This is a genomic window from Pseudomonas sp. FJ2-5-13 (assembly GCF_029201605.1).
Taxonomy (GTDB): domain Bacteria; phylum Pseudomonadota; class Gammaproteobacteria; order Pseudomonadales; family Pseudomonadaceae; genus Aquipseudomonas; species Aquipseudomonas lactis.
The window spans coordinates 4,183,068-4,203,347 of the sequence record NZ_CP104045.1; the positions used below are offsets into that span (position 1 = coordinate 4,183,068).

Genomic DNA, 20,280 nt, shown 5'->3' on the forward strand with positions numbered 1-20,280 from the left:
TGGGGTTCAGCCGGCGGCGAGCTGCCGCGCCGCGCCAATGCGCCAGCGCGTCAGGTGCTCGTCGGCATAGCGACGCACACAGCGCAGCACGGCGCTTTCGTGCTGCACGAGAAAGAAGTGGTGGCCGTCAAACATGTCCAGGGAAAACCCACTGGCGGCGTCGAGTTGCCAGTCGAGCAACTGGTCGGCACGCACGCTGTCGTGCTTGCCACCGAACACATGGATCGGCAGCGCCAGGGGCTGGCGCTCGCCATAGGTGAAACTGCCGCACAGCAGAAAATCAGCGCGCAGGATCGGCAACATCAGTTGCATCAACTCAGGGTTGGCCAGGGCTTCTTCGGCGGTCCCCTGTAATTCGCGCAGGCGGGCAATGAGTTGGGCATCGGTCTTTTCGACGGCGTACTCGCTCACATCACGACGCGCCGGGCCCGCCGTACCGGACGCAAACAACGCCAGGGGCGCAGGCAGATTGCGCGCGTTTAAAGCGTGAGCCAGTTCAAACGCCAACAGCCCGCCAAGGCTGTGGCCGAACAAGGCATAAGGGCCATCCAGATCACGGCTGATCTCTTCAGCAAGCTGCGCGGCCAGGGCCTTGATATCGCGCTGCAACGGCTCGTCCATGCGCATGCCGCGCCCCGGCAATTCCAGCGGGCACACTTGCAACCAGTCCGGCAGCACCCGGCGCCAGCGCGCATAGACCGAGGCGCTGGCGCCTGAATGGGGCAGGCAAAACAGGCGTAGCCGCAGGGGCGTACTCATCCGGCGAGGACTCCAAACTGAAACACGCTGAATGCACGATAAAAACCCATCTGGTCCTCCTGCGGGTGCTGATCCTTGGCCGTTGTGCTAACGAACCTGTCACCCATGAGAACGGACGGAGGCGGCAAATAATTAGTCGCCGGGGGCGAGCGAGACGTGGTTCACACCTTTGCCCAAGGCATAAGATTAGTTCGCCTTCTCATTTGACAATCATTATCATTCAGCATAATTTGTTGCCCGATGTGTAGGAGGCCTCAGCAGGGATGCCCTCCCCTAACCTATTAGCAACAAGGTGATTTCCATGACGGAACCAGTATCCACAGGCAGGTGCGATTCACCCCTTCTTCAGGCGTTCGTCGACAATCGGCTGATCCTGGTGAAGATCGCGGCCCGCATCACCGGGTGCCGCTCCCGCGCCGAAGACGTGGTGCAAGACGCCTATTTTCGGCTGCAGTCGGCACCGACTATCACCTCATCGTTCAAGGCCCAACTGAGTTATCTGTTCCAGATCGTGCGCAACTTGGCGATCGATCACTACCGCAAGCAGGCCCTGGAGCTCAAATACTCCGGGACCGAAGAGGAAGGCTTGAATGTGGTTATTCACGGCGCTTCACCGGAAACCTCGCACATCAATTTCAACACCTTGGAAAACATCGCCGACGCCCTGACGGAGTTGCCACAGCGCACCCGCTACGCGTTCGAGATGTATCGCCTGCATGGCGTGCCGCAAAAAGACATCGCCAAGGAGCTTGGGGTGTCGCCGACGCTGGTGAACTTCATGATTCGCGACGCGCTGGTGCATTGCCGCAAGGTGTCGGGTAGCCATAGCGATACGTTTGCGCGGCGGGTTTGAGCACAGCGAGGAATGTATGGGCGGCAGCTTCCAACGGTAACCACGATGCGAAGCGAGCCGCTTTTGATCTGCTTTTGATCTTGATCTTAGGCGCCCCGTTAAACCACGCTGGCCGAACGCAGGCTTGAATTCGTGGGTAACCCGGCAGGACGCCGGGTTAGCCGCCCCGCGCCATGGATGGCGCGTGGCGGCGGCCCACGGATTCAAGCCTGCGTTCGGGCACACCGAGCCTAAGCGAGGTGCCGAGTGGTGGGGCAAGAGCGCTTTGCTTACTTTCGCGCTTTTCGAAAGTGAGCCGCCGTCAGGGCGGAACCCTAAGCGGCCGTTACCGCAGCAATGGATATGTACACCATCCAACTGTGTTACCTGCCAGGCCGCCTTCGCGAGCAAGCCCGCTCCCACAATTGGATCGCGGGGTGTCAGGTAGATAGGTGTCGCCTTTCAGGCCGTCATCGCAGGCAAGCCAGCTCCCACAGTTGATCCCACTGGCCCCGAAGGCTTTTATTTACTGAGATTTCAAGGCAGTGGCATCACATCAATTCGATACGGCTCGAAAATCTTCAACATCTGGCCATTATCACGCAGCCCCTTGAGCAACCCGGCAAACGCCGGCCCGGTGATCGGTGCCTTTGGCCGCAGCAACGCATAGTGGTGATACACCTGGTCAATACGCTCCGACACCAAAAACTTCCCCGCCATGTCCGCGTTACGCACCATGAAATCACTCAGGTACGAACGGGTCACCAACGCAATATCCGCACGCCCACGAGCAACCATCAGCAGATTACTGTCATGGGAGTACGTCAAAGTCGCATTGAAACGCTCGGCCATGTTCTTGGGATCAGGATTGAAGTCAGCAAAGGCATAGTGATACCCACTGAACACCGCCAGACGTTTACCGGTAAGGTCAGAAAAATAACTCTGGTCGCGCCCGGGCTGACGCTGAGCGACAAAAATTTCCGCATCTTCGAGCCCCATATCAACACTGGTATGGGCAATATTCTGCCAACCCCAGGCCGGGTTTTCGAAGATCGCCATGTCGACCCGGCCTTGCTCGAAGTCGCGAAAACGTCGGGGGATCGAGGTAGGCACCACCACAAACTGGTAATCGGTTTGCGCAGCGTTCAACGCTTCGACCAATTGCGGCAACAACCCGGTGTCGGCCCCTTGCTCGGGGCGCACGGTGTAGGGCGGAAAGTGCGCCGCGCCGACTCTCACCAACTGCGCGGCACCGGCCTGCGTCCACGCGGCGGTGCCCAGTGCCCATAAAGTAAGTCCTGCAGCCAGCCGCCATGGCGAAAACATCGAGGCACACACCGTTGAAGAGTTCAATGCCGATAAGCTAGGCGTTTTTACCGGGGGAGACAACTTTCGCCAGCAAATTAATGGCTTGCGCTTCAGTCCGCCTTCAGCACCATCAACAAGGCCTCTTCGGCCAACTCTTCAAGGGTCATGCTGCCTTGGGCGCGAAACCAGGTGGTGGTCCATGACAAAGCGCCGGTGAGGAAGCGCCGGGTGATAAACACATCGCCCCGGATGTAGCCAGCGGCCTTGGCCTCGCCCAGCACCTGCAACCAGATCTGCTCATACACGTCACGCAGGGCCAGCACGTGCGCCTGGCCTTCGGCCGACAGCGAGCGCCATTCGTAGACCAGCACCGCCATGGCCTCGCCACTGCCGCCCATGATCGACTGCAACTCGCAGCGGATCAGCGCCAGTACGCGTTCGCGCACCGTGTTCGCCTCCTCCAGTGAAGCGCGCATCATCGCGGTGTTGTAGTGGATGGTTTCCTCCATCACCGCACGCAAGATCTCATCCTTGCTCTTGAAGTGATGAAAGATGCTGCCGGACTGGATGCCCACGGCGCCGGCCAGATCTCGCACGGTGGTGCGCTCGAACCCCTTGTTGCGAAACAGATGAGCCGCGGTTTGCAGCAACTTGCCGCGGGCGCTCTCGGGGTCGGTCAATTGGCCTGCGTCGACCATGGTGCGCATCACCCCCAGGGCTTTGTGCTCATCCATGCTGCTCTCCTTCACGTCTACTGTCGTCTTGGCCGGCAATTTAGGCCGTGACTGCCACCCAAGCAAGCGCTTGGGTAAAACTTGTGACTGGAGTTTACAAACCAAGCGCTTGCTTGGTAGTCTCGACGCCAGCCCTTGGAGGAAGGATTTCTCATGAGCAAGACGGTACGTATCGGCTGCGCCAGCGCCTTCTGGGGCGACACCTGCACCGCCGCCGCCCAATTGGTGCAGGGCGGCGCCCTGGATTACCTGGTGTTCGATTACCTGGCGGAAGTCACCATGTCGATCCTCGCCGGTGCCCGCCTGAAAGACCCCAAGGCCGGCTACGCCACGGATTTTGTCGAGGTGCTCACGCCCTTGCTGGCGGATATCCAGCGTCAGGGCATTCGGGTGATCAGCAACGCCGGCGGCATCAACCCCCAAGCCTGCGCCGCCGCCCTGCAAGCGGCCTGCGATAACGCGCACATCCCGCTGAAAATCGCCGTGTTGCTCGGCGATGACCTGCACCCTCAACTCAAACAGCTGCCGCCTGTCACCGACATGTTCAACGGTGCCCCACTGCCGCCCCTGTGCGTGTCCGCCAATGCCTACCTCGGCGCACCGGGCATTGCCCAGGCTTTGGGGCTCGGCGCCGATATTGTCATCACCGGCCGCGTGGTCGACAGCGCAGTGGTCAGCGCGGCACTGGTGCATGAATTCAACTGGTCGTGGCAGGACTACGATCACCTGGCCCAGGCCGCCCTGGCCGGGCATATCATCGAGTGCGGCGCGCAGTGCACCGGCGGTAACTTCACCGACTGGCGTGACGTGCCCGACTACGAACACATCGGCTTCCCCATCGTCGAAGTCAGCGCCGACGGCCAGTTCACGGTGAACAAGGTCGAGGGCAGCGGCGGCCTGATCAGCGAACTCAGCGTGTCCGAACAACTGCTGTATGAAATCGGTGACCCGCGCGCCTATGTGCTGCCGGACGTGATCTGCGATTTCAGCCAGGTCAAACTGCAGCAACAAGGCAAACACGCGGTGCGCCTGCACGGCGCCAAGGGCCTGCCACCCACCGACCAGTACAAGGTCAGCGCCACCTACCCCGATGGCTTTCGCTGTACCGCCAGCTGCCTGATCGCCGGCATCGACGCGGTAGCCAAGGCCGAGCGGGTCAGCCAGGCGCTCATCAACAAAACATCAGAGCTGTTCAGCCAGCGCGGCTGGCCCCCCTACACCGACGTCAACATCGAACTGCTGGGCAGCGAAGCCACCTACGGCGCCCATGCCCGGCGTGTGGATTGCCGTGAAGTGGTGGTGAAGCTGGCGGTGCGGCACCCGAGTAAGCAGGCGCTGGTGCTGTTCGCCCGCGAGATCGCCCAGGCGGCCACCGGCATGGCGCCGGGCCTGACCGGCATTGTCGGCGGGCGGCCGACGGTGTACCCGCTGATCCGGCTGTTTTCGTTCCTGATCGACAAATCATGCTGCAGTGTTTCCATCGATTACCAGGGACAACGCCATGCCGTTGAGTTGCCCGCCTGCGCGCCCCTGCTCACGCCGGCCGCGCCCATCGAGCCGGCCAAGCCCCAGGGCCGTGCCGACGCCAGCGTGCCGCTGGTCAAACTCGCCGTGGCGCGCTCCGGTGACAAGGGCAACCACAGCAATATCGGGGTGATCGCCCGCCACCCCGACTACCTGCCGTGGATCGCCGAAGCCCTGACCCCGGAGGTGATCGTCGACTGGATGGACCACGTGCTCGACCCGATCCATGGCCGCGTCGAACGCTGGTACTTGCCCGGCAGCCACAGCCTCAACTTCCTGCTGGAAAACGCCTTGGGCGGTGGCGGCATCGCCAGCCTGCGCATCGACCCCCAGGGCAAGGCCTTCGCCCAGCAACTGCTGGAAATCCCCATCGCCGTACCGCAGCACATTGCCGACCAACTCAGCTAAAGGACTGTCGCCGTGGCCTTCGATTCGATCTTCAAAGCCGACCTGTTCCAGGGGCACACCCTGATCGTCACCGGTGGCGGCAGTGGCATTGGCCGCTGCACCGCCCATGAACTGGCGGCCCTGGGCGCCCGCGTGATCCTGGTGGGGCGCAAGCCGGACAAGTTGCAGCAGGTAGCCCAGGAAATTACCGAAGACGGTGGCCTCGCCCATTGGCAGGCCTGTGATATCCGCGATGAAGAGGCGGTGAAGGCACTGGTCACGCAAGTTCTGCACGACCACGGCCCCATTCATGGCCTGGTGAATAACGCCGGCGGCCAATACCCGTCGCCACTGGCCGCGATCAATCAAAAGGGCTTTGAAACCGTACTGCGCACCAACCTGGTGGGCGGTTTCCTGATGGCCCGGGAGGTGTTCAACCAGTCGATGAGCAAGCACGGCGGCGCAATCGTCAACATGCTCGCCGACATGTGGGGCGGCATGCCCGGCATGGGCCACTCCGGCGCGGCGCGCTCCGGCATGGACAACTTCACCAAGACCGCCGCGTTTGAGTGGGGCTATGCCGGGGTGCGCGTCAACGCCGTGGCGCCTGGCTGGATCGCCTCCAGCGGCATGGACACTTACGAAGGCGCGTTCAAGGCGGTGATTCCCACCCTGCGTGAGCATGTGCCGCTCAAGCGCATCGGCACCGAGTCGGAAGTCAGCGCGGCCATCGTCTTCCTGCTCAGCCCGGCTGCGGCCTTTATCAGCGGCAGCACCCTGCGCATCGACGGCGCCGCGAGCCTGGGCAGCCGCGCATGGCCGCTGCACAAAGCGCAGGCACCGAGCAAGCCGTTCAATGGGTTCCACCGAGCCTACCTGCCGGATGTGCTCAAGGCGGAGCAATAACGCCATGCCAACCATTGAAACCCTGATCGACCCCAACAGCCCAGCGTTCGCGCAAAACCGCGAAGCCATGCTGGCGTCCATCACCCAGTTGCGCCAGCTGGAACACACCCTGCTGGCCAAGGCCCAGGAAGCCAAGCCCAAGTTCGACAAGCGCGGCCAATTGCTGCCCCGTGAGCGCCTCAACCTGCTGCTGGACCCCGGCGCGCCGTTCCTGGAACTGGCCAGCCTGGCCGGCTACAAACTCCACGACGACAAGGACGGCAGCGCCGCCGGTGGCGGGCTGATCGCCGGTATCGGCTATGTCAGCGGCGTGCGCATGCTGGTGGTGGCCAATAACAGCGCGATCAAGGGCGGCACCATTTCCCCTTCCGGGCTGAAGAAATCCCTGCGCCTGCAACAGATCGCCATGGAGAACAAATTGCCGGTGGTGACCCTCGCCGAAAGCGGCGGCGCCAACCTCAACTACGCCGCCGAGATTTTCGTCGAAGGCGCACGCAGCTTTGCCAACCAGGCGCGCATGTCGGCCATGGGCTTGCCGCAGATTACCGTGGTGCATGGTTCGGCCACGGCCGGCGGTGCGTATCAGCCGGGCCTGTCGGATTACGTGGTGGTGGTGCGCGGCAAGGCCAAGCTGTTCCTCGCCGGGCCACCGTTGCTCAAGGCCGCCACTGGCGAAATCGCCACCGATGAAGAACTGGGTGGCGCGCAGATGCACGCGCAAACCGCCGGCACCGCTGAGTACCTGGCCCAGGACGATGCCGATGGCGTGCGTATCGTGCGTGAGATTGTGGGCCTGCTGCCCTGGAATGACCGCTTGCCGCAGGCCCCCCAACGCGCCTATCGCGAACCGCTGTACCCGATTGAAGAGCTGTTGGGGCTGATCCCCGATGACCCGAAAAAGCCCTATGACGTGCGCGAAATCCTGGCGCGCCTGGCCGACGCTTCCAACCTGCTGGAATTCAAGGGTGAGTTCGACCCCCACACTGTCTGCGCCCATTTGCACATCCAGGGGCGCGCCGTGGGGGTGATTGGCAATAACGGCCCCATCACGCCGAAGGGCGCGAGCAAAGCCGCGCAGTTTATCCAGCTGTGCGACCAGAGCCGCACGCCGCTGCTGTTTTTGCACAACACCACCGGTTTCATGGTGGGCACCGAGTCGGAACAGCAAGGGGTGATCAAACACGGTGCGAAGATGATCCAGGCAGTGGCCAACGCCCGTGTGCCTAAACTCACTATCGTGGTCGGTGGCTCCTACGGTGCTGGCAACTACGCGATGTGCGGCCGCGGCCTGGACCCGCGCTTTATCTTCGCCTGGCCCAACAGCCGCACCGCGGTGATGGGCGGCGCACAGGCCGGCAAAGTGCTGCGCATTGTCACCGAGGCCAAGCAACTCAAGGACGGCCTGGTGCCCGACCCCAAGGTGCTCGACATGCTCGAACAGGTCACCGCGCAGAAACTCGACAGCCAGTCCACCGCCCTTTACGGCAGCGCCAACCTGTGGGACGACGGGCTGATTGATCCACGGGACACCCGCACCTTGCTCGGTTTTTTGCTGGATATCTGTCACGAAGCCGAACGGCGGCAACTGCAACCGAACAGCTTTGGTGTGGCGCGCTTCTAATCAGGAGAACAATAAGAATGATCTTCACCCAGGAACACCAGGAACTGCGCCGCACCGTGCGCGCCTTCGTCGACCGCGAGATCAACCCGCACGTGGATGAATGGGAAAAAGCCGGGCGTTTTCCCATTCACGAGATCTTCCGCAAAGCCGGCGACCTCGGCCTGCTGGGCATTTCCAAACCGGAAAAATTCGGCGGCATGGGCCTGGACTACAGCTATTCCATCGTCGCCGCCGAAGAGTTCGGCACCATCCGCTGCGGCGGCATCCCCATGTCCATCGGCGTGCAGACCGACATGTGCACCCCTGCCTTGGCGCGCTTCGGCTCCGATGAACTGCGCGAGGAATTCCTGCGCCCAGCCATCAGCGGCGAACAGGTCGGCTGCATCGGCGTCTCGGAAACCGGTGCCGGCTCCGACGTGGCCGGGCTCAAGACCCATGCGCGCAAGGAGGGCGACGACTATGTGATCAACGGCAGCAAGATGTGGATCACCAATTCGCCCAGCGCCGACTTCATCTGCCTGCTGGCCAACACGTCCGACGACAAACCGCATATCAACAAGTCGCTGATCATGGTGCCGATGAACAGCCCCGGCATCAGCGTCAGCCCGCCGTTGGAAAAACTCGGCATGCACAGCTCCGAGACCGCCCAGGTGTTTTTCGATGGCGTGCGCGTGCCGCAACGCAACCGCATCGGCCACGAGGGCGCGGGCTTCATGATGCAGATGTTGCAGTTCCAGGAAGAACGCCTGTTCGGCGCGGCCAATATGATCAAGGGCCTGGAGCACTGCATCGACAGCACCATCGAATACTGCAAAGAGCGCCAGACCTTCGGCAAAGCGCTCATTGATAACCAGGTGATCCACTTCCGCCTGGCGGAACTGGCCAGCGAAATCGAATGCCTGCGCGCCTTGGTCTACCAGGCCACCGAGCAGTACATCAAGGGCCAGGACGTCACGCGGCTGGCCTCCATGGCCAAGCTCAAGGCCGGGCGGCTGGGCCGTGAGGTCAGCGACAGTTGCCTGCAATATTGGGGCGGCATGGGTTTCATGTGGGACAACCCGGTGGCCCGCGCCTATCGCGACGTGCGCCTGGTGTCGATTGGCGGCGGTGCCGACGAAATCATGCTGGGCATCATCTGCAAACTGATGGGCACCCTGCCCGGTAAAAAGCCATGAATACCTTGCTGCTCGAAGCCCATAACGGCGTGCTGCACATCACCCTCAACCGCCCCGAATGCCGCAATGCGATGAGCCTTGAAATGGTCAATGAACTGCGTGCGGTACTGGCTCAGTTGGACAGCCAGGTGCGTGCCGTGGTGATCAGCGGCGCGGGCGGGCATTTTTGCGCGGGGGCCGATGTGAAGGATCTGGCCGGCGCCGGGGGGCAGTTGCAAGCATTGAACCGTGCGTTTGGCACCTTGCTGCAAGAGGTTCAGGCGCTGGCGCAAGTGGTGATCGTGGTGCTGCAAGGCGCGGTGCTGGGCGGTGGGTTCGGGCTGGCGTGCGTGAGTGATATTGCGATTGCAGCGGGCCAGGCGCAGTTCGGCTTGCCCGAGACCCGCCTGGGGTTGCTGCCGGCGCAGATTGCGCCGTTTGTGGTCAAGCGTATTGGCCTTACCCACGCGCGGCGCCTGGCGCTGACGGCGGCTCGGTTTGATGGGGTGGAGGCTGGGCGGTTGGGCGTGGTGCATTTTGTCGAGCACGACTCGCAGGCATTGGCGCAGCGGGTGGATGAGGTATTGGGGCAGGTGTTGCAGTGTGCGCCGGGGGCGAATGCGCGGACCAAGGCCTTGTTGTTGGCCAGTGTGGATGAGCCGCTTGAGACCGTGCTGGATCGCGGGGCGCAGTGGTTTGCCGAGGCGGTGAGGAGTGAGGAAGGGGTTGAGGGGACGCAGGCGTTTGTCCAGAAGCGAAAGCCTCGGTGGTGCAAATGACGCCTTCGCGAGCAAGCCCGCTCCCACATTTGAAATGCATTCCAACCTGTGGGAGCGGGCTTGCTCGCGAAGAGGCCAGAACAAACACCCCATCAGCCAAGGGATAACCCAATGCCCGCATTCACCAAGATCCTGATCGCCAACCGCGGCGAAATCGCCTGCCGCATCCAGCACACCGCCCAGGCCCTGGGCTATCGCACCGTGGCCGTCTACAGCGACGCGGATTCCGATGCCCTGCACGTACAGATGGCCGACGAAGCCGTGTACATCGGCCCGGCGCCCGTACACCAGTCCTACCTGAACACACAGGCCATCCTCACCGCCGCCCAACTGACCGGCGCCGACGCCATCCACCCCGGCTACGGCTTCCTCTCCGAAAACCCCGACTTCGCCCGCGCCTGCCAGCAGGCCACTCTCACCTTCATCGGCCCCAGCGTCGAAGCCATCGAACTGATGGGCAGCAAACGCCTGTCCAAACTCGCCATGCTCGACGCCGGCGTGCCCTGCATCGCCGGCTACCAGGGCAGTGCCCAGGATGACGCCACCTTGCAGCAGGAAGCCGAGCGCATCGGCTTCCCGCTGATGATCAAGGCCAGCGCCGGTGGCGGTGGGCGTGGCATGCGCCTGGTGCACCAGCGCGAACAGTTGCTGGAGCAACTGCGCACCGCACGCTCGGAAGCCATGAATGCGTTCGGCAGCGACGAACTGATCCTCGAACAGGCGCTGATCGACCCGCGCCACGTGGAAGTGCAACTGTTCGGCGACCGCCATGGCAACCTCATCTACCTCGGCGAGCGCGACTGTTCGATCCAGCGCCGCCATCAAAAAGTCATCGAAGAAGCGCCCTGCCCCGTGATGACGCCCGAACTGCGCCAGGCCATGGGCGAAGCCGCGCTCAAGGCCGGGCGGGCGGTCAACTATGTGGGTGCCGGCACCGTGGAGTTTCTGCTCGACCGCAACGGCCAGTTCTATTTCCTGGAAATGAACACGCGCCTTCAAGTGGAGCATCCCGTCACCGAGATGATCACCGGCCTCGACCTGGTGGACTGGCAGTTGCAGATCGCCGCTGGGCAAGCGCTGCCACTCACCCAATCACAGGTGACCCTGACCGGCCACGCCATGGAAGTGCGCCTGTACGCCGAAGACCCGGCCCAGGGCTTCCTGCCGCAAACCGGTGACGTGTTGCGTTGGGAACCCGCCCCCGGCGTGCGCATCGACCATGGCTTGCGTGAAGGCCAAACCATCAGCCCGTTCTACGACCCGATGCTGGGCAAGATCATCGCCCACGGCGCCAGCCGCGAAGAAGCCCGGCGGAAATTGCTGCGCGCCGTGGAAGACACAGTGTTACTCGGCGTGGCGACCAATCAGCGCTTGCTCATCGACCTGCTCAAGCACCCGGACTTTATCGCCGGCGACTTCAGCACGGGCTTGATCGCCGAACACTTCAGCGTCATCCCACAGCAGACGGCGACCGCTGAACAGCTCAAGCTGGCCGCCGCGCTGTTTTATCAACACAGCGCCAACCAGCACTCACACCCCCTCGCACGCTGGCGCAACACGGCGAGTGCCCCGGTGACATACCGCCTGGAGATCAACGGCCAACTCCATAGCGTGACCATTGACGACCTGCCACTCACCACCGACGGTCGCCACGCCACCTTCGTCATCAAAGGGGTTCGCCGCCGCATCGCCTATCACCTGGACGGCAACCGGCTGTGGCTGCCAGGGCTGACCGTCACCGACCGCACCCAGCAAGTTGCCAGCCGCCCGGCCGATGCCAGCAGCGGCACGGTCCAGGCCCCCATGGACGGCGCCATCGTCGATATACGGGTGTGCGTCGGTGAAAACGTCAGCAAAGGCCAGCTTTTGCTGGTGCTTGAAGCGATGAAAATGGAGCACCCGTTGAAGGCCGGTATCGATGGCACGGTCAAGGAACTGCGCGTCGTGACGGGCGATCAGGTGCGCAACCGCCAGGTTTTGCTCGAGATCCAATAACGCCCCTAGGCGGAACTACAGGGCCGGGCTACGCTCTATCCCCATCAGGAAGGGACGAGTACGGGAACCTGCACCATGCCTCATTGGCTGATTATTGACCTTGAAGCCACAACGGATGACGGCGGCTGGCCCGTGACGGAGATGGAAGTCATCGAGATCGGCGCCAGCCTGGTCAACCGCCAGGGCCGCGAACTGGACCACTTCCAGCGCTTTGTGCGGCCCTTGCGGCGGCCATTGCTGACGCCCTTTTGCCGCAAACTCACCCATATCACCCAGGCCAATATCGACATGGCCGCGCCGATCACCGAGGTATGGCCGCTGTTCGAGCGCTGGCTGGGCCAACATCAGCCACGCCTGGAAGGCTGGGCCAGTTGGGGGGATTATGACCGCGTGCAGCTTGAGCTGGAGTGGCAGCGCCATGGTCTCGCCAGCGCCCTGGGCGACACCCCGCATGTGAACCTCAAGCAACGCTTTGCCAAGGCCCGGCGTCTGGAAAAACCGCTGGGGCTCAATGGGGCGCTGCAATTGGCCGGGATGCAATTCAATGGCCAGCAGCATCGCGCCCTGGAGGATGCACGCAATACCGCGCGCCTGCTGCCCTTGATTTTGCCAGTCTAGGCAGCGCTTGCAGCCTTGGGCATACTGGCCAACCATTTTCCTGCTGCCCTGTAGGAGCGAGCTTGCTCGCGAAGATCGCCAACGAAAACGCAGCGCCTCGGGTTAAACGCGGTGTTCTCAGGTTTTTCGCGAGCAAGCTCGCTCCTACAGTGGTTGGCGTAAGCCTTGACCTTTTTCCGAGGATTCACCCATGTTCAAAGTCAACGAGTACTTCGACGGCACCGTCAAGTCGATCGCTTTCGGCACCGCAGAAGGGCCAGCGACCATCGGCGTGATGGCTCCGGGTGAATACGAATTCGGCACCGCCCAACGCGAAATCATGCACGTGGTGTCCGGCGCCCTGACCGTGAAGCTGCCTGAGAGCAGCGACTGGGAAACCTTCGCCGCCGGCAGCCAGTTCCACGTCCCGGCCAACAGCAAGTTCCAGTTGAAGGTTGCGGTGGACACTGCCTACCTGTGTGAATACCGCGGCTAAGCAATACCCGCCACACACAAAAAGCCCGTCTCCCACGAGACGGGCTTTTTTTATTCCAGCACCGTTACCGACATGCCGACTTCCAGGCGACCAACGCCATCGTTGACCAGGTTCTGGCCGAACATCGCGCCCTTTTCGGTCTTGCGGTAGGTTTCCAGCGTGGCGAAGGGCTCGCGGTCGGGGCTGCGTTCGCCGGTCTGGGGGTCGATGGTGGTGAGGATGCACCGCGAGCACGGCTTGACCACCCGAAATTCAACGTCGCCGATGCGCACGCGCTTCCAGCCATCTTCGGCGAAGGCCTCGGCGCCTTCGATGACGAGGTTGGGACGAAAACGCAGCATCTCCATCGGGCGGCCGATCTTCGTACACAGGTCGTCGAGGGAGCCCTGGCCGATCAACAGCAACGGGTAGCCGTCAGCGAAGCCGACCTTGTCGTCATCCTTGCCATACCCGGCTTCGGTGGTGCGCGCACGTTCCAGGGGCAGTTGCACCAGGCGCGTCGGCTTGCCGATGAACTCGCTGACCCAGGCCGCAGCCTCATCGCCAGCATCCGGCACGCGCAGGGTGTCACGCCAGATGGTCACACCGCGCAGTTCGCTGGCGCTGCCCGGCAATGCCACGTCCAACGGCGCGTAGCCCGGCGAACTCAGGGTCAAGCCCCCGCTGCTGTTCCACAACGCCGAGAGCTGGCTCATCTTCGCCACCGCCCGTTGCGTCAGGAACCGCCCGCTGGCTTCATCCACCAGCATCCAGCGTCGATCCCCGTCCAACCCGAGTGTATCCAGGCCAATCTGCTGCAAGGCTTGGGCCTTGCCGGACTTCAAGGGGTAACGGTACAACGCGCTGAGACGCAGCATGGGCCTGCCTTCCTAGGAAACAAAGTGTCATCCTAAAGTCAGGCGGGCATTTCGTCCAACATCAGACGCTGACGCACCACGTCCACCAGCTTGTCCGGCTGGAATTTGGAGAGGAAATTGTCGCAGCCGACCTTCTTGACCATCGAGTCGTTGAAGCTGCCCGACAGCGACGTGTGCATCACCACATAGAGGCCACGCAGGCGCGGGTCGTTGCGGATCTCGGTGGTGAGACGGTAGCCATCCATCTCGGGCATTTCGGCGTCGGTGAAGATCATCAGCAGTTTGTCGGTCATCACCTGGCCGCTGTCGGCCCAGGCCTTGAGCATGTTCAGAGCCTTGAGGCCGTCGCTGGCAATGTGCATCTTCACGCCCAACTGGCCCAGGGTGTCACGCAACTGCGACAAGGCCACGTTGGAATCATCCACCAGCAGTACTTCGCGACCACGGGCACGCTCCAGCACCGGGTCTTCAAGTTTGTCCCGGGAGACCTTGGCGTTGTAGGGCACGATCTCGGCGAGGACTTTTTCCACGTCGATGATTTCCACCAGTTGCTCATCGACCTTGCTGATGGCCGTGAGGTAGTGCTGGCGACCGGCGCTGGTCGGCGGCGGCAGGATGGCTTCCCAGTTCATGTTGACGATGCGGTCCACGCCGCCCACCAGGAACGCCTGCACCGAGCGGTTGTACTCGGTGACGATAATGGTGCTGTTAGGGCCAGGCACCAAAGGCCGCATGCCGATCGCCTGGGACAGGTCGATCACCGGCAGGGTCTGGCCACGCAGGTTGACCACGCCGCAAACAAAGGGATGGCGCTGGGGCATCAGGGTCAGTTTGGGCAGTTGCAGCACTTCCTGCACCTTGAACACGTTGATCGCGAACAATTGCCGTCCGAAGAGGCGGAACATGAGAATTTCCAGGCGATTCTCACCCACCAATTGCGTGCGTTGATCTACCGTGTCGAGAATGCCGGCCATTGAAAGCTCCTGGTGTACACGCAGGTGTGCGCTGAAGGGGTGTGCGGTTCGTATAGGCGGTTATCGGCGGCAAGCGCCAAACCTTGACCCTGTTAAAATGCCACGCAAACACATTGATGTCACACTGACATCATGCTTTACTGCATTCACCCTTCAGAACGCTTACACCGACCCCGCACGACACTCGAATCGGGGCGCGGTTCCGCCTTGTAAGGGATTCCCCTATGCGCAATCGGGCCCAACCTGATATTCGCGATATCTAATAGCCATTAATGTGACGCCATTCTCATTGCATGAATGGAGTCAGGCTTTTGTTTGCCAACCCAAGCCCTTGGTCTACGGGCCTTTCAGGCACTCACGTATCGGCAACTGAAGTTGCGTCATCTCGCATAACAGCGGCTAAAGGCGGCATTCGTGAGCTTTTCAATAACCGTCCTACTGGATTATCGGAAGCAGCCTACACGCCCCAGTCGTATTTCAGCGCTAGTTTTAAGCCATTCACCCGGTGCGACATCTCATCACCCGACCTTAAGTTGTGGAGACTTGCATGATGAATAGCGCGAACGAATGGCAAACCGCACTTCCCGAGTTTTTGCTGGAAGCCGAAATGCTGCTGGCCAAGTCCGAGGAATGCCTGAACCACCTGCATTTGATCCGCAATGACAGCGACGCCATCGACTGCATGAAAACCAGCCTGGCCAAACTGGCTGAAAAGGCTGACGGCCTGGCCCTGCAGGCGATCAGCGAATTCTCTCGGCATATTCAATACCTGATCGCCAATGCCGTGAGCCCGGTGCAACTGCATGACCAAGCCCTGGATGCGTTGCACGACTGCCTGACGTTGCTGGCCTGGCAACTGGAACTGATTGACATCCGTACCGGGGAACTGGGCCTGGATGACAGTGAGCAAACTTCGTTGATTGCCACGGTGACTTCGCAGATCCCGCAAAAAGACTACGGCCACCAGTCGCGTTTACAACAGAGGTCTTAAAGCAAAAAAGGTCGTATTTAATATCAGAGTTATCTAAAAACGACCCTTTACGTCAACTATGAAAGCGCTTTCAGAGCCTGAAGAAATATCAATTAGCCAGCACCTTAAAAGTTGTACAAACCAGGCTAACTAATACAACGCAATAGCGCTGGCCGGGCTGCCAGGGCATTTCCGTGGTTAATATATCGACCGAGGAATATGCCAGGCGACCAACGGTAACAGGGGTGGTACCATGCCCCGCTCGAAATGAAGCAACTTCATTATGGATAACCACGATCCGGCACCGCAGGCTCGACAGAGCCCAGTCAACCGCCGTGACCGGTCTTCGCGCAGTGAACCCTCATTGGCTCCATCCGCTATGTACGCCAGCCTCAAGTCACTCATCGCAAGGTTCGTGTCCCACTGCCATGCGCGCAGCCTCATCCTTGCCCTGTGCCTGTGTTCATTGCTGGTCAGCCTATGGGTTTACCTGCAAGGCGCGCCGTTGCCGTTACTGATTGTGCTGCTCAACCTGGCCACGTTGGCGGTGGTAGCCCTGCACCAGTGGCGCTCGCGCAACGCCATCAAGTTTCAGCCCCAGGAACTGGCCGACCGCTTGCTGCAAGTCCAGGAAAACGAACGCCACCGCCTCAGCCGCGAGCTGCACGATGACATCGGCCAATTGCTGACCGCCGCCAAGCTGCAAAGCGAATGGCTGCAGCGTCGCCTGCCCGACGACCTGCAAAGCCATTGCTCGGTGCTGTGCAACACCCTCAATGAAACCCTGGCAAAGGTGCGCGACGTGTCCGCCATCCTCAACCCGCGCCAACTGGCAAGCCTGGGGCTGGAAGCGAGCCTGCGCGCGCACCTGCTCAAGACCCTGGAAAATACCCAGGTGTGCTGGAGCCTGGAGTGCCAGCAACGGCTCACCGGCATTCCTGAAGAAATGGCCGTGGCGGCCTTTCGCATCACCCAGGAAGCGGTCACCAACATGCTGCGCCATGCCAACGCGCACAACCTGCTGGTGCGCCTGCAACGCTTGCCTGAAGGGCTGTCGCTGATGATCTGCGATGACGGCCAAGGCTTCGAACCTGCCGCCGACCCCGCCAAGGCAGGCCAACGGGGCATGGCCGGCATGTGCGAACGGGCCCTTCAGTTGGGCGGCACCTTGTCCGTCAGCAGCCAGCCGGGCAAAGGCGCACGCATCCACGCACTTTTCCCCTGGGCACCCCGTGCCCTCGAACGGGCCAGTGCCCATAAGGTTCTCCAGTGACCTGCAATTTGCTTCTGGTCGATGACCATGCCTTGATCCGCGCCGGCGTGCGCGCACTGATCCTGGATATCCCCGGCTACGCCGTGGTGGGCGAGGCCAGCGATGGCGCGCAACTGCTTGAGGCATTCAGCGCCCTGCAGCCCGACATTGTGCTGCTGGACCTGTCGATGAAACACACCGGCGGCCTGGATGCCTTGCAGCAACTCAAGCGCGCCTACCCCAAGTGCAAAGTGCTGATCCTGTCGATGCACACCGACCCCGAGATGATCATGCGCGCCCTGGAGTCTGGCGCCCACGGCTACCTGCTCAAGGACACCACCGCCAACGAACTGGAACACGCCCTGCAAGCGCTGCGTAACAACGAACGCTACCTGAGCCCCGCCATTGCCCACACGGTGATCAATCAGGCGCTGGTCCGCAGCCAGGGCCCCAGCACGCCTGTTGCCCACAGCCACAACCTGACGGCGCGGCAACTGGAGATCCTGCGCTTGATCGTGCGCGGCAAATCCACCCGGGAAATTGCCCACGGCCTGGGCCTGAGCATCAAGACCGTCGAAGCCCACCGCTCACAGATCATGAAGCGCTTGCAGATTTTTGACGTGGCGGGCCTGGTGTTATTTGCCGTGCGCGAGCAGATCATCAGCCTGGACGACTAACGGCGACCCCAGCGGCAAGTGCACGCGCAGCGCCTTGGGCAGCGCCTCGAAATGCAGGTCGTCGCCTTCCAGCGGCTCACCGTCGAGGTTAATGTACAAGCCCTGCGCGACCTTGATCTTCACCCACGGCAGGCGTGCGCGCACGAACATGGTGTCCAGGCCCCAGCCGTTATTCATCAACTCACGCAACGTGCCGACCACTTCCTGCGGCGCCGGCAGGATGCTGACATCCAGCAGCCCGTCATCAGCCAATGCACCAGGGCACAACACATGCCCGCCACCGGCCTGGCGACCGTTGCCGATGCCCAGCGCGAGCAACTCGCCTTTCCAGTGGAAATCCGGGCCTTCCAATTCACCGTAGGCGGCTTTCAATTCACTGAAGCGGGTTAAACCGGTAAACAGGTAAGCGGCACCGCCCAGGACCTTCTTCAAATCTTCAGAGGTATTGGCCGTGACCTGACTGCCAAAACCTCCGGTGGCCATATTCAGAAAGATTTGCCCACCCACCTGGCCAAGGTCGATGGCCCTGGGCTGCACGTCCAGCAAAGCCAGGGCGCCAGCCGGCTCCAACGGCACATCTGCCGCTTTGGCGAAATCATTGGCGGTGCCCAGAGGCATCAGCACCAGGCTGGCGTCAGTGTTGGCATGGGCCATGGCTTCAGCCACATCGCGCAGGGTGCCGTCGCCACCGCCGGCAATGATATGGGTGTAGCCCGCGGCCAAGGCTTCATTGACCAGGCGCTGAGCATCACCGCCCTCCCACGTCACCCGCACGGCCAACTCCCCACCCTGCTCCCGCCGCGCCAGCACGGCAGCGCGCACATCCTCGTTGAGGGCTTGTTTGCCATGGAGGATCAACAGGGCTTTGGGGGTGGTCATTTGAGTGAATCTCCTGGGTCAAAGGTGCATGAAGGATGTTGACCCTTGGGGCACCGGAAAAGTCTGTGGGCTGAAGAAAATTGATTGAAGTACACAGATCAAAAGGTGGGAGCTGGCTTGCCTGCGATGGGGGCGGTTCAATCGACAAACATCTCAAATCTGCCACCCAAAGGTAACCACGATGCGAAGCGAGCCGCTCTTGATCTTGATCTGCTTGTGATCTTGATCTCAGGCGCCCCGTTAAACCACGCTGGCCGAACGCAGGCTTGAATTCGTGGGTAACCCGGCAGGACGCCGGGTTAGCCGCCCCGCGCCATGGATGGCGCGTGGCGGCGGCCCACGGATTCAAGCCTGCGTTCGGGCACACCGAGCCCAAGCGAGGTGCCGAGTGGTGGGGCAAGAGCCCTTTTGGTTACTTTTGGGGCTCTTTTCCAAAAGTGACCCGCTGTCAGAGCGGAACCCTAAGTGGCCGTTACCGCAGCAATGGATATGCACACAATCCAACTGTGTCGCCTGTCAGGCCGCCTTCGCGAGCAAGCCCGCTCCCACAGTTGGATCGTTGGGTGTCAGGTAGATAGGCGTCGGCTGTCAGGGCGTCATCGCAGGCAAGCCAGCTCCCACATGAACCAAGCAAGCCCAGCCCCAATCAGCTCTTGTGCAACTTGCTCATCAACTGCGCCTCAGCCTGAGTCAACCCACACGACTGGGTCAGCTCATCCACCGTCGCCCCCATGCCAACCAGCTTGGCCGCCTGGGCAAACGACAGGTTCGACGGATCACGCTGCTCCAACTGCACCAACCTGTCCGGCAACGGCGCAAGAATCGCACGCAGTTCATGCACCTCATCCCCCACCCGCACCGCACTTTGCTGGAAATGATCAACGCGCTTGACCAGCTCCAGAATGCGCCGGTCACGCACCGCATCGCGCTCGGCCTGTTGCAAGGCCAACTCCCGCTGCTGGCGCACATAGCGCAACACAAACGCCACGGTCCCGGCCCACAACAGGGCCAGGACAATCACCGCTGCCTCAAGGAACAATCAGATGCTCTCCAGTTCCGACCACTCTTCTTCGCTCATCATCTTGTCCAGCTCAACCAGAATCAGCAGTTCGCCGTTCTTGTTGCACACGCCCTGGATGAACTTGGCCGACTCTTCGTTACCCACGTTCGGCGCGGTTTCCACTTCCGATTGGCGCAGGTAAACCACCTCGGCCACGCTGTCGACCAGGATGCCGACCACTTGCTTGTCGGCTTCGATGATCACGATACGGGTGTTGTCGCTGACTTCAACCGTGTCCAGGCCGAACCGCTGGCGGGTGTCGATCACCGTCACCACGTTGCCGCGCAGGTTGATGATGCCCAGCACGTAGCTTGGCGCACCTGGCACCGGGGCGATTTCGGTGTAGCGCAGCACTTCCTGCACGCGCATCACGTTAATGCCGTAGGTTTCGTTGTCCAGCTTGAAGGTCACCCATTGCAGGATCGGATCATCCAAACCTTGTGCGGACGCTGACTTGTTCATTCATCTGACCCCTTCAAATGCCGCTATCGACGGCGTGTGTGCACGTAGGCCGCGCAA

Annotated in this window: 20 protein-coding genes and 1 pseudogene; 13 read left to right on the plus strand and 8 right to left on the minus strand. The window is 61.6% G+C overall.

Annotation, left to right across the window (positions count from 1 at the left end; translation table 11 throughout):
• Positions 1-6: 6 nt before the first annotated feature.
• The gene (locus N2A98_RS18365) at positions 7-759 is read right to left on the minus strand and encodes an alpha/beta fold hydrolase (RefSeq protein ID WP_275622474.1); all 753 of its coding nucleotides are present in this window, start codon (positions 757-759) and stop codon (positions 7-9) included.
• A gap of 301 nt (positions 760-1,060) precedes the next feature.
• On the opposite strand from N2A98_RS18365, the gene N2A98_RS18370 reads away from it, so the two are divergent.
• A complete protein-coding gene (locus N2A98_RS18370) occupies positions 1,061-1,612 on the plus strand; it encodes an RNA polymerase factor sigma-70 (protein WP_003192867.1) in 552 nt (183 codons plus the stop codon).
• A 516-nt stretch (positions 1,613-2,128) separates the two neighbouring features.
• On the opposite strand, the gene N2A98_RS18375 is transcribed toward N2A98_RS18370, so the two are convergent.
• Both N2A98_RS18375 and N2A98_RS18380 read right to left on the minus strand, forming a co-directional pair.
• On the minus strand, positions 2,129-2,917 hold the full coding sequence (locus N2A98_RS18375; RefSeq protein ID WP_044274935.1) for a transporter substrate-binding domain-containing protein: 789 nt from the start codon (positions 2,915-2,917) through the stop codon (positions 2,129-2,131).
• 92 nt (positions 2,918-3,009) lie between these two features.
• Positions 3,010-3,633: a TetR/AcrR family transcriptional regulator gene (locus N2A98_RS18380; RefSeq protein WP_044274936.1), complete on the minus strand. Its 624-nt coding sequence runs from the start codon at positions 3,631-3,633 to the stop codon at positions 3,010-3,012.
• A gap of 153 nt (positions 3,634-3,786) precedes the next feature.
• Here N2A98_RS18380 and N2A98_RS18385 point away from each other — a divergent pair, with 153 nt between their 5' ends.
• From N2A98_RS18385 to N2A98_RS18425, 9 genes and pseudogenes are all read left to right on the plus strand, one after another.
• A complete protein-coding gene (locus tag N2A98_RS18385) occupies positions 3,787-5,565 on the plus strand; it encodes an acyclic terpene utilization AtuA family protein (RefSeq protein WP_275622475.1) in 1,779 nt (592 codons plus the stop codon).
• A 12-nt stretch (positions 5,566-5,577) separates the two neighbouring features.
• On the plus strand, positions 5,578-6,450 hold the full coding sequence (locus N2A98_RS18390) for an SDR family oxidoreductase (RefSeq protein ID WP_069558723.1): 873 nt from the start codon (positions 5,578-5,580) through the stop codon (positions 6,448-6,450).
• Positions 6,451-6,454: 4 nt separating this feature from the next.
• Positions 6,455-8,071 (plus strand): geranyl-CoA carboxylase subunit beta, encoded by a 1,617-nt coding sequence (atuC, locus tag N2A98_RS18395; protein ID WP_275622476.1) that lies wholly within the window; start codon positions 6,455-6,457, stop codon positions 8,069-8,071.
• Positions 8,072-8,088: 17 nt separating this feature from the next.
• On the plus strand, positions 8,089-9,246 hold the full coding sequence (gene atuD, locus N2A98_RS18400) for a citronellyl-CoA dehydrogenase (protein ID WP_275622477.1): 1,158 nt from the start codon (positions 8,089-8,091) through the stop codon (positions 9,244-9,246).
• The gene (locus N2A98_RS18405; RefSeq protein WP_047711488.1) at positions 9,243-10,004 is read left to right on the plus strand and encodes an enoyl-CoA hydratase-related protein; all 762 of its coding nucleotides are present in this window, start codon (positions 9,243-9,245) and stop codon (positions 10,002-10,004) included. The genes atuD and N2A98_RS18405 overlap by 4 nt, the downstream gene beginning before the upstream one ends.
• Positions 10,005-10,115: 111 nt before the next feature.
• The gene (locus tag N2A98_RS18410) at positions 10,116-11,999 is read left to right on the plus strand and encodes an acetyl/propionyl/methylcrotonyl-CoA carboxylase subunit alpha (protein ID WP_275622478.1); all 1,884 of its coding nucleotides are present in this window, start codon (positions 10,116-10,118) and stop codon (positions 11,997-11,999) included.
• 75 nt (positions 12,000-12,074) lie between these two features.
• Positions 12,075-12,617: an exonuclease domain-containing protein gene (locus N2A98_RS18415; protein ID WP_044272462.1), complete on the plus strand. Its 543-nt coding sequence runs from the start codon at positions 12,075-12,077 to the stop codon at positions 12,615-12,617.
• 62 nt (positions 12,618-12,679) lie between these two features.
• Positions 12,680-12,769, plus strand: a pseudogene (locus tag N2A98_RS18420) (outer membrane lipoprotein carrier protein LolA); the annotation flags it as partial.
• 38 nt (positions 12,770-12,807) lie between these two features.
• Complete coding sequence (locus N2A98_RS18425) at positions 12,808-13,092, plus strand: pyrimidine/purine nucleoside phosphorylase (RefSeq protein ID WP_003192883.1); 285 nt, start codon at positions 12,808-12,810, stop codon at positions 13,090-13,092.
• A 50-nt stretch (positions 13,093-13,142) separates the two neighbouring features.
• Here N2A98_RS18425 and N2A98_RS18430 read toward each other — a convergent pair whose 3' ends face one another.
• Entirely contained in the window at positions 13,143-13,949 is an 807-nt protein-coding gene (locus tag N2A98_RS18430) for an MOSC domain-containing protein (protein ID WP_275622479.1), read from the minus strand.
• A gap of 38 nt (positions 13,950-13,987) precedes the next feature.
• Positions 13,988-14,923, minus strand: a complete 936-nt coding sequence (locus N2A98_RS18435) for a chemotaxis protein CheV (protein ID WP_003192887.1) — start codon at positions 14,921-14,923, stop codon at positions 13,988-13,990.
• Positions 14,924-15,470: 547 nt separating this feature from the next.
• Here N2A98_RS18435 and N2A98_RS18440 point away from each other — a divergent pair.
• The 3 genes from N2A98_RS18440 to N2A98_RS18450 all read left to right on the plus strand — a co-directional run bounded on the left by N2A98_RS18440 (position 15,471) and on the right by N2A98_RS18450 (position 17,822).
• A complete protein-coding gene (locus tag N2A98_RS18440) occupies positions 15,471-15,914 on the plus strand; it encodes a hypothetical protein (protein ID WP_171905497.1) in 444 nt (147 codons plus the stop codon).
• Positions 15,915-16,272: 358 nt separating this feature from the next.
• Complete coding sequence (locus N2A98_RS18445; protein WP_047711491.1) at positions 16,273-17,166, plus strand: sensor histidine kinase; 894 nt, start codon at positions 16,273-16,275, stop codon at positions 17,164-17,166.
• Positions 17,163-17,822 carry a response regulator transcription factor gene (locus N2A98_RS18450; RefSeq protein ID WP_044272473.1) on the plus strand — a complete coding sequence of 220 codons (660 nt, stop codon included), beginning with the start codon at positions 17,163-17,165 and terminating at the stop codon, positions 17,820-17,822. The genes N2A98_RS18445 and N2A98_RS18450 overlap by 4 nt, the downstream gene beginning before the upstream one ends.
• Here the strand turns inward: N2A98_RS18450 and yegS are convergent.
• The 3 genes from yegS to N2A98_RS18465 form a co-directional block, all read right to left on the minus strand.
• The gene (gene yegS / locus N2A98_RS18455; RefSeq protein WP_275622480.1) at positions 17,781-18,701 is read right to left on the minus strand and encodes a lipid kinase YegS; all 921 of its coding nucleotides are present in this window, start codon (positions 18,699-18,701) and stop codon (positions 17,781-17,783) included. The two genes, N2A98_RS18450 and yegS, sit on opposite strands and share 42 nt — an antisense overlap.
• A 646-nt stretch (positions 18,702-19,347) precedes the next feature.
• Positions 19,348-19,740 (minus strand): DUF2802 domain-containing protein, encoded by a 393-nt coding sequence (locus N2A98_RS18460; RefSeq protein WP_047711492.1) that lies wholly within the window; start codon positions 19,738-19,740, stop codon positions 19,348-19,350.
• A complete protein-coding gene (locus N2A98_RS18465; RefSeq protein ID WP_003192896.1) occupies positions 19,741-20,223 on the minus strand; it encodes a chemotaxis protein CheW in 483 nt (160 codons plus the stop codon).
• Positions 20,224-20,280 lie beyond the last annotated feature (57 nt).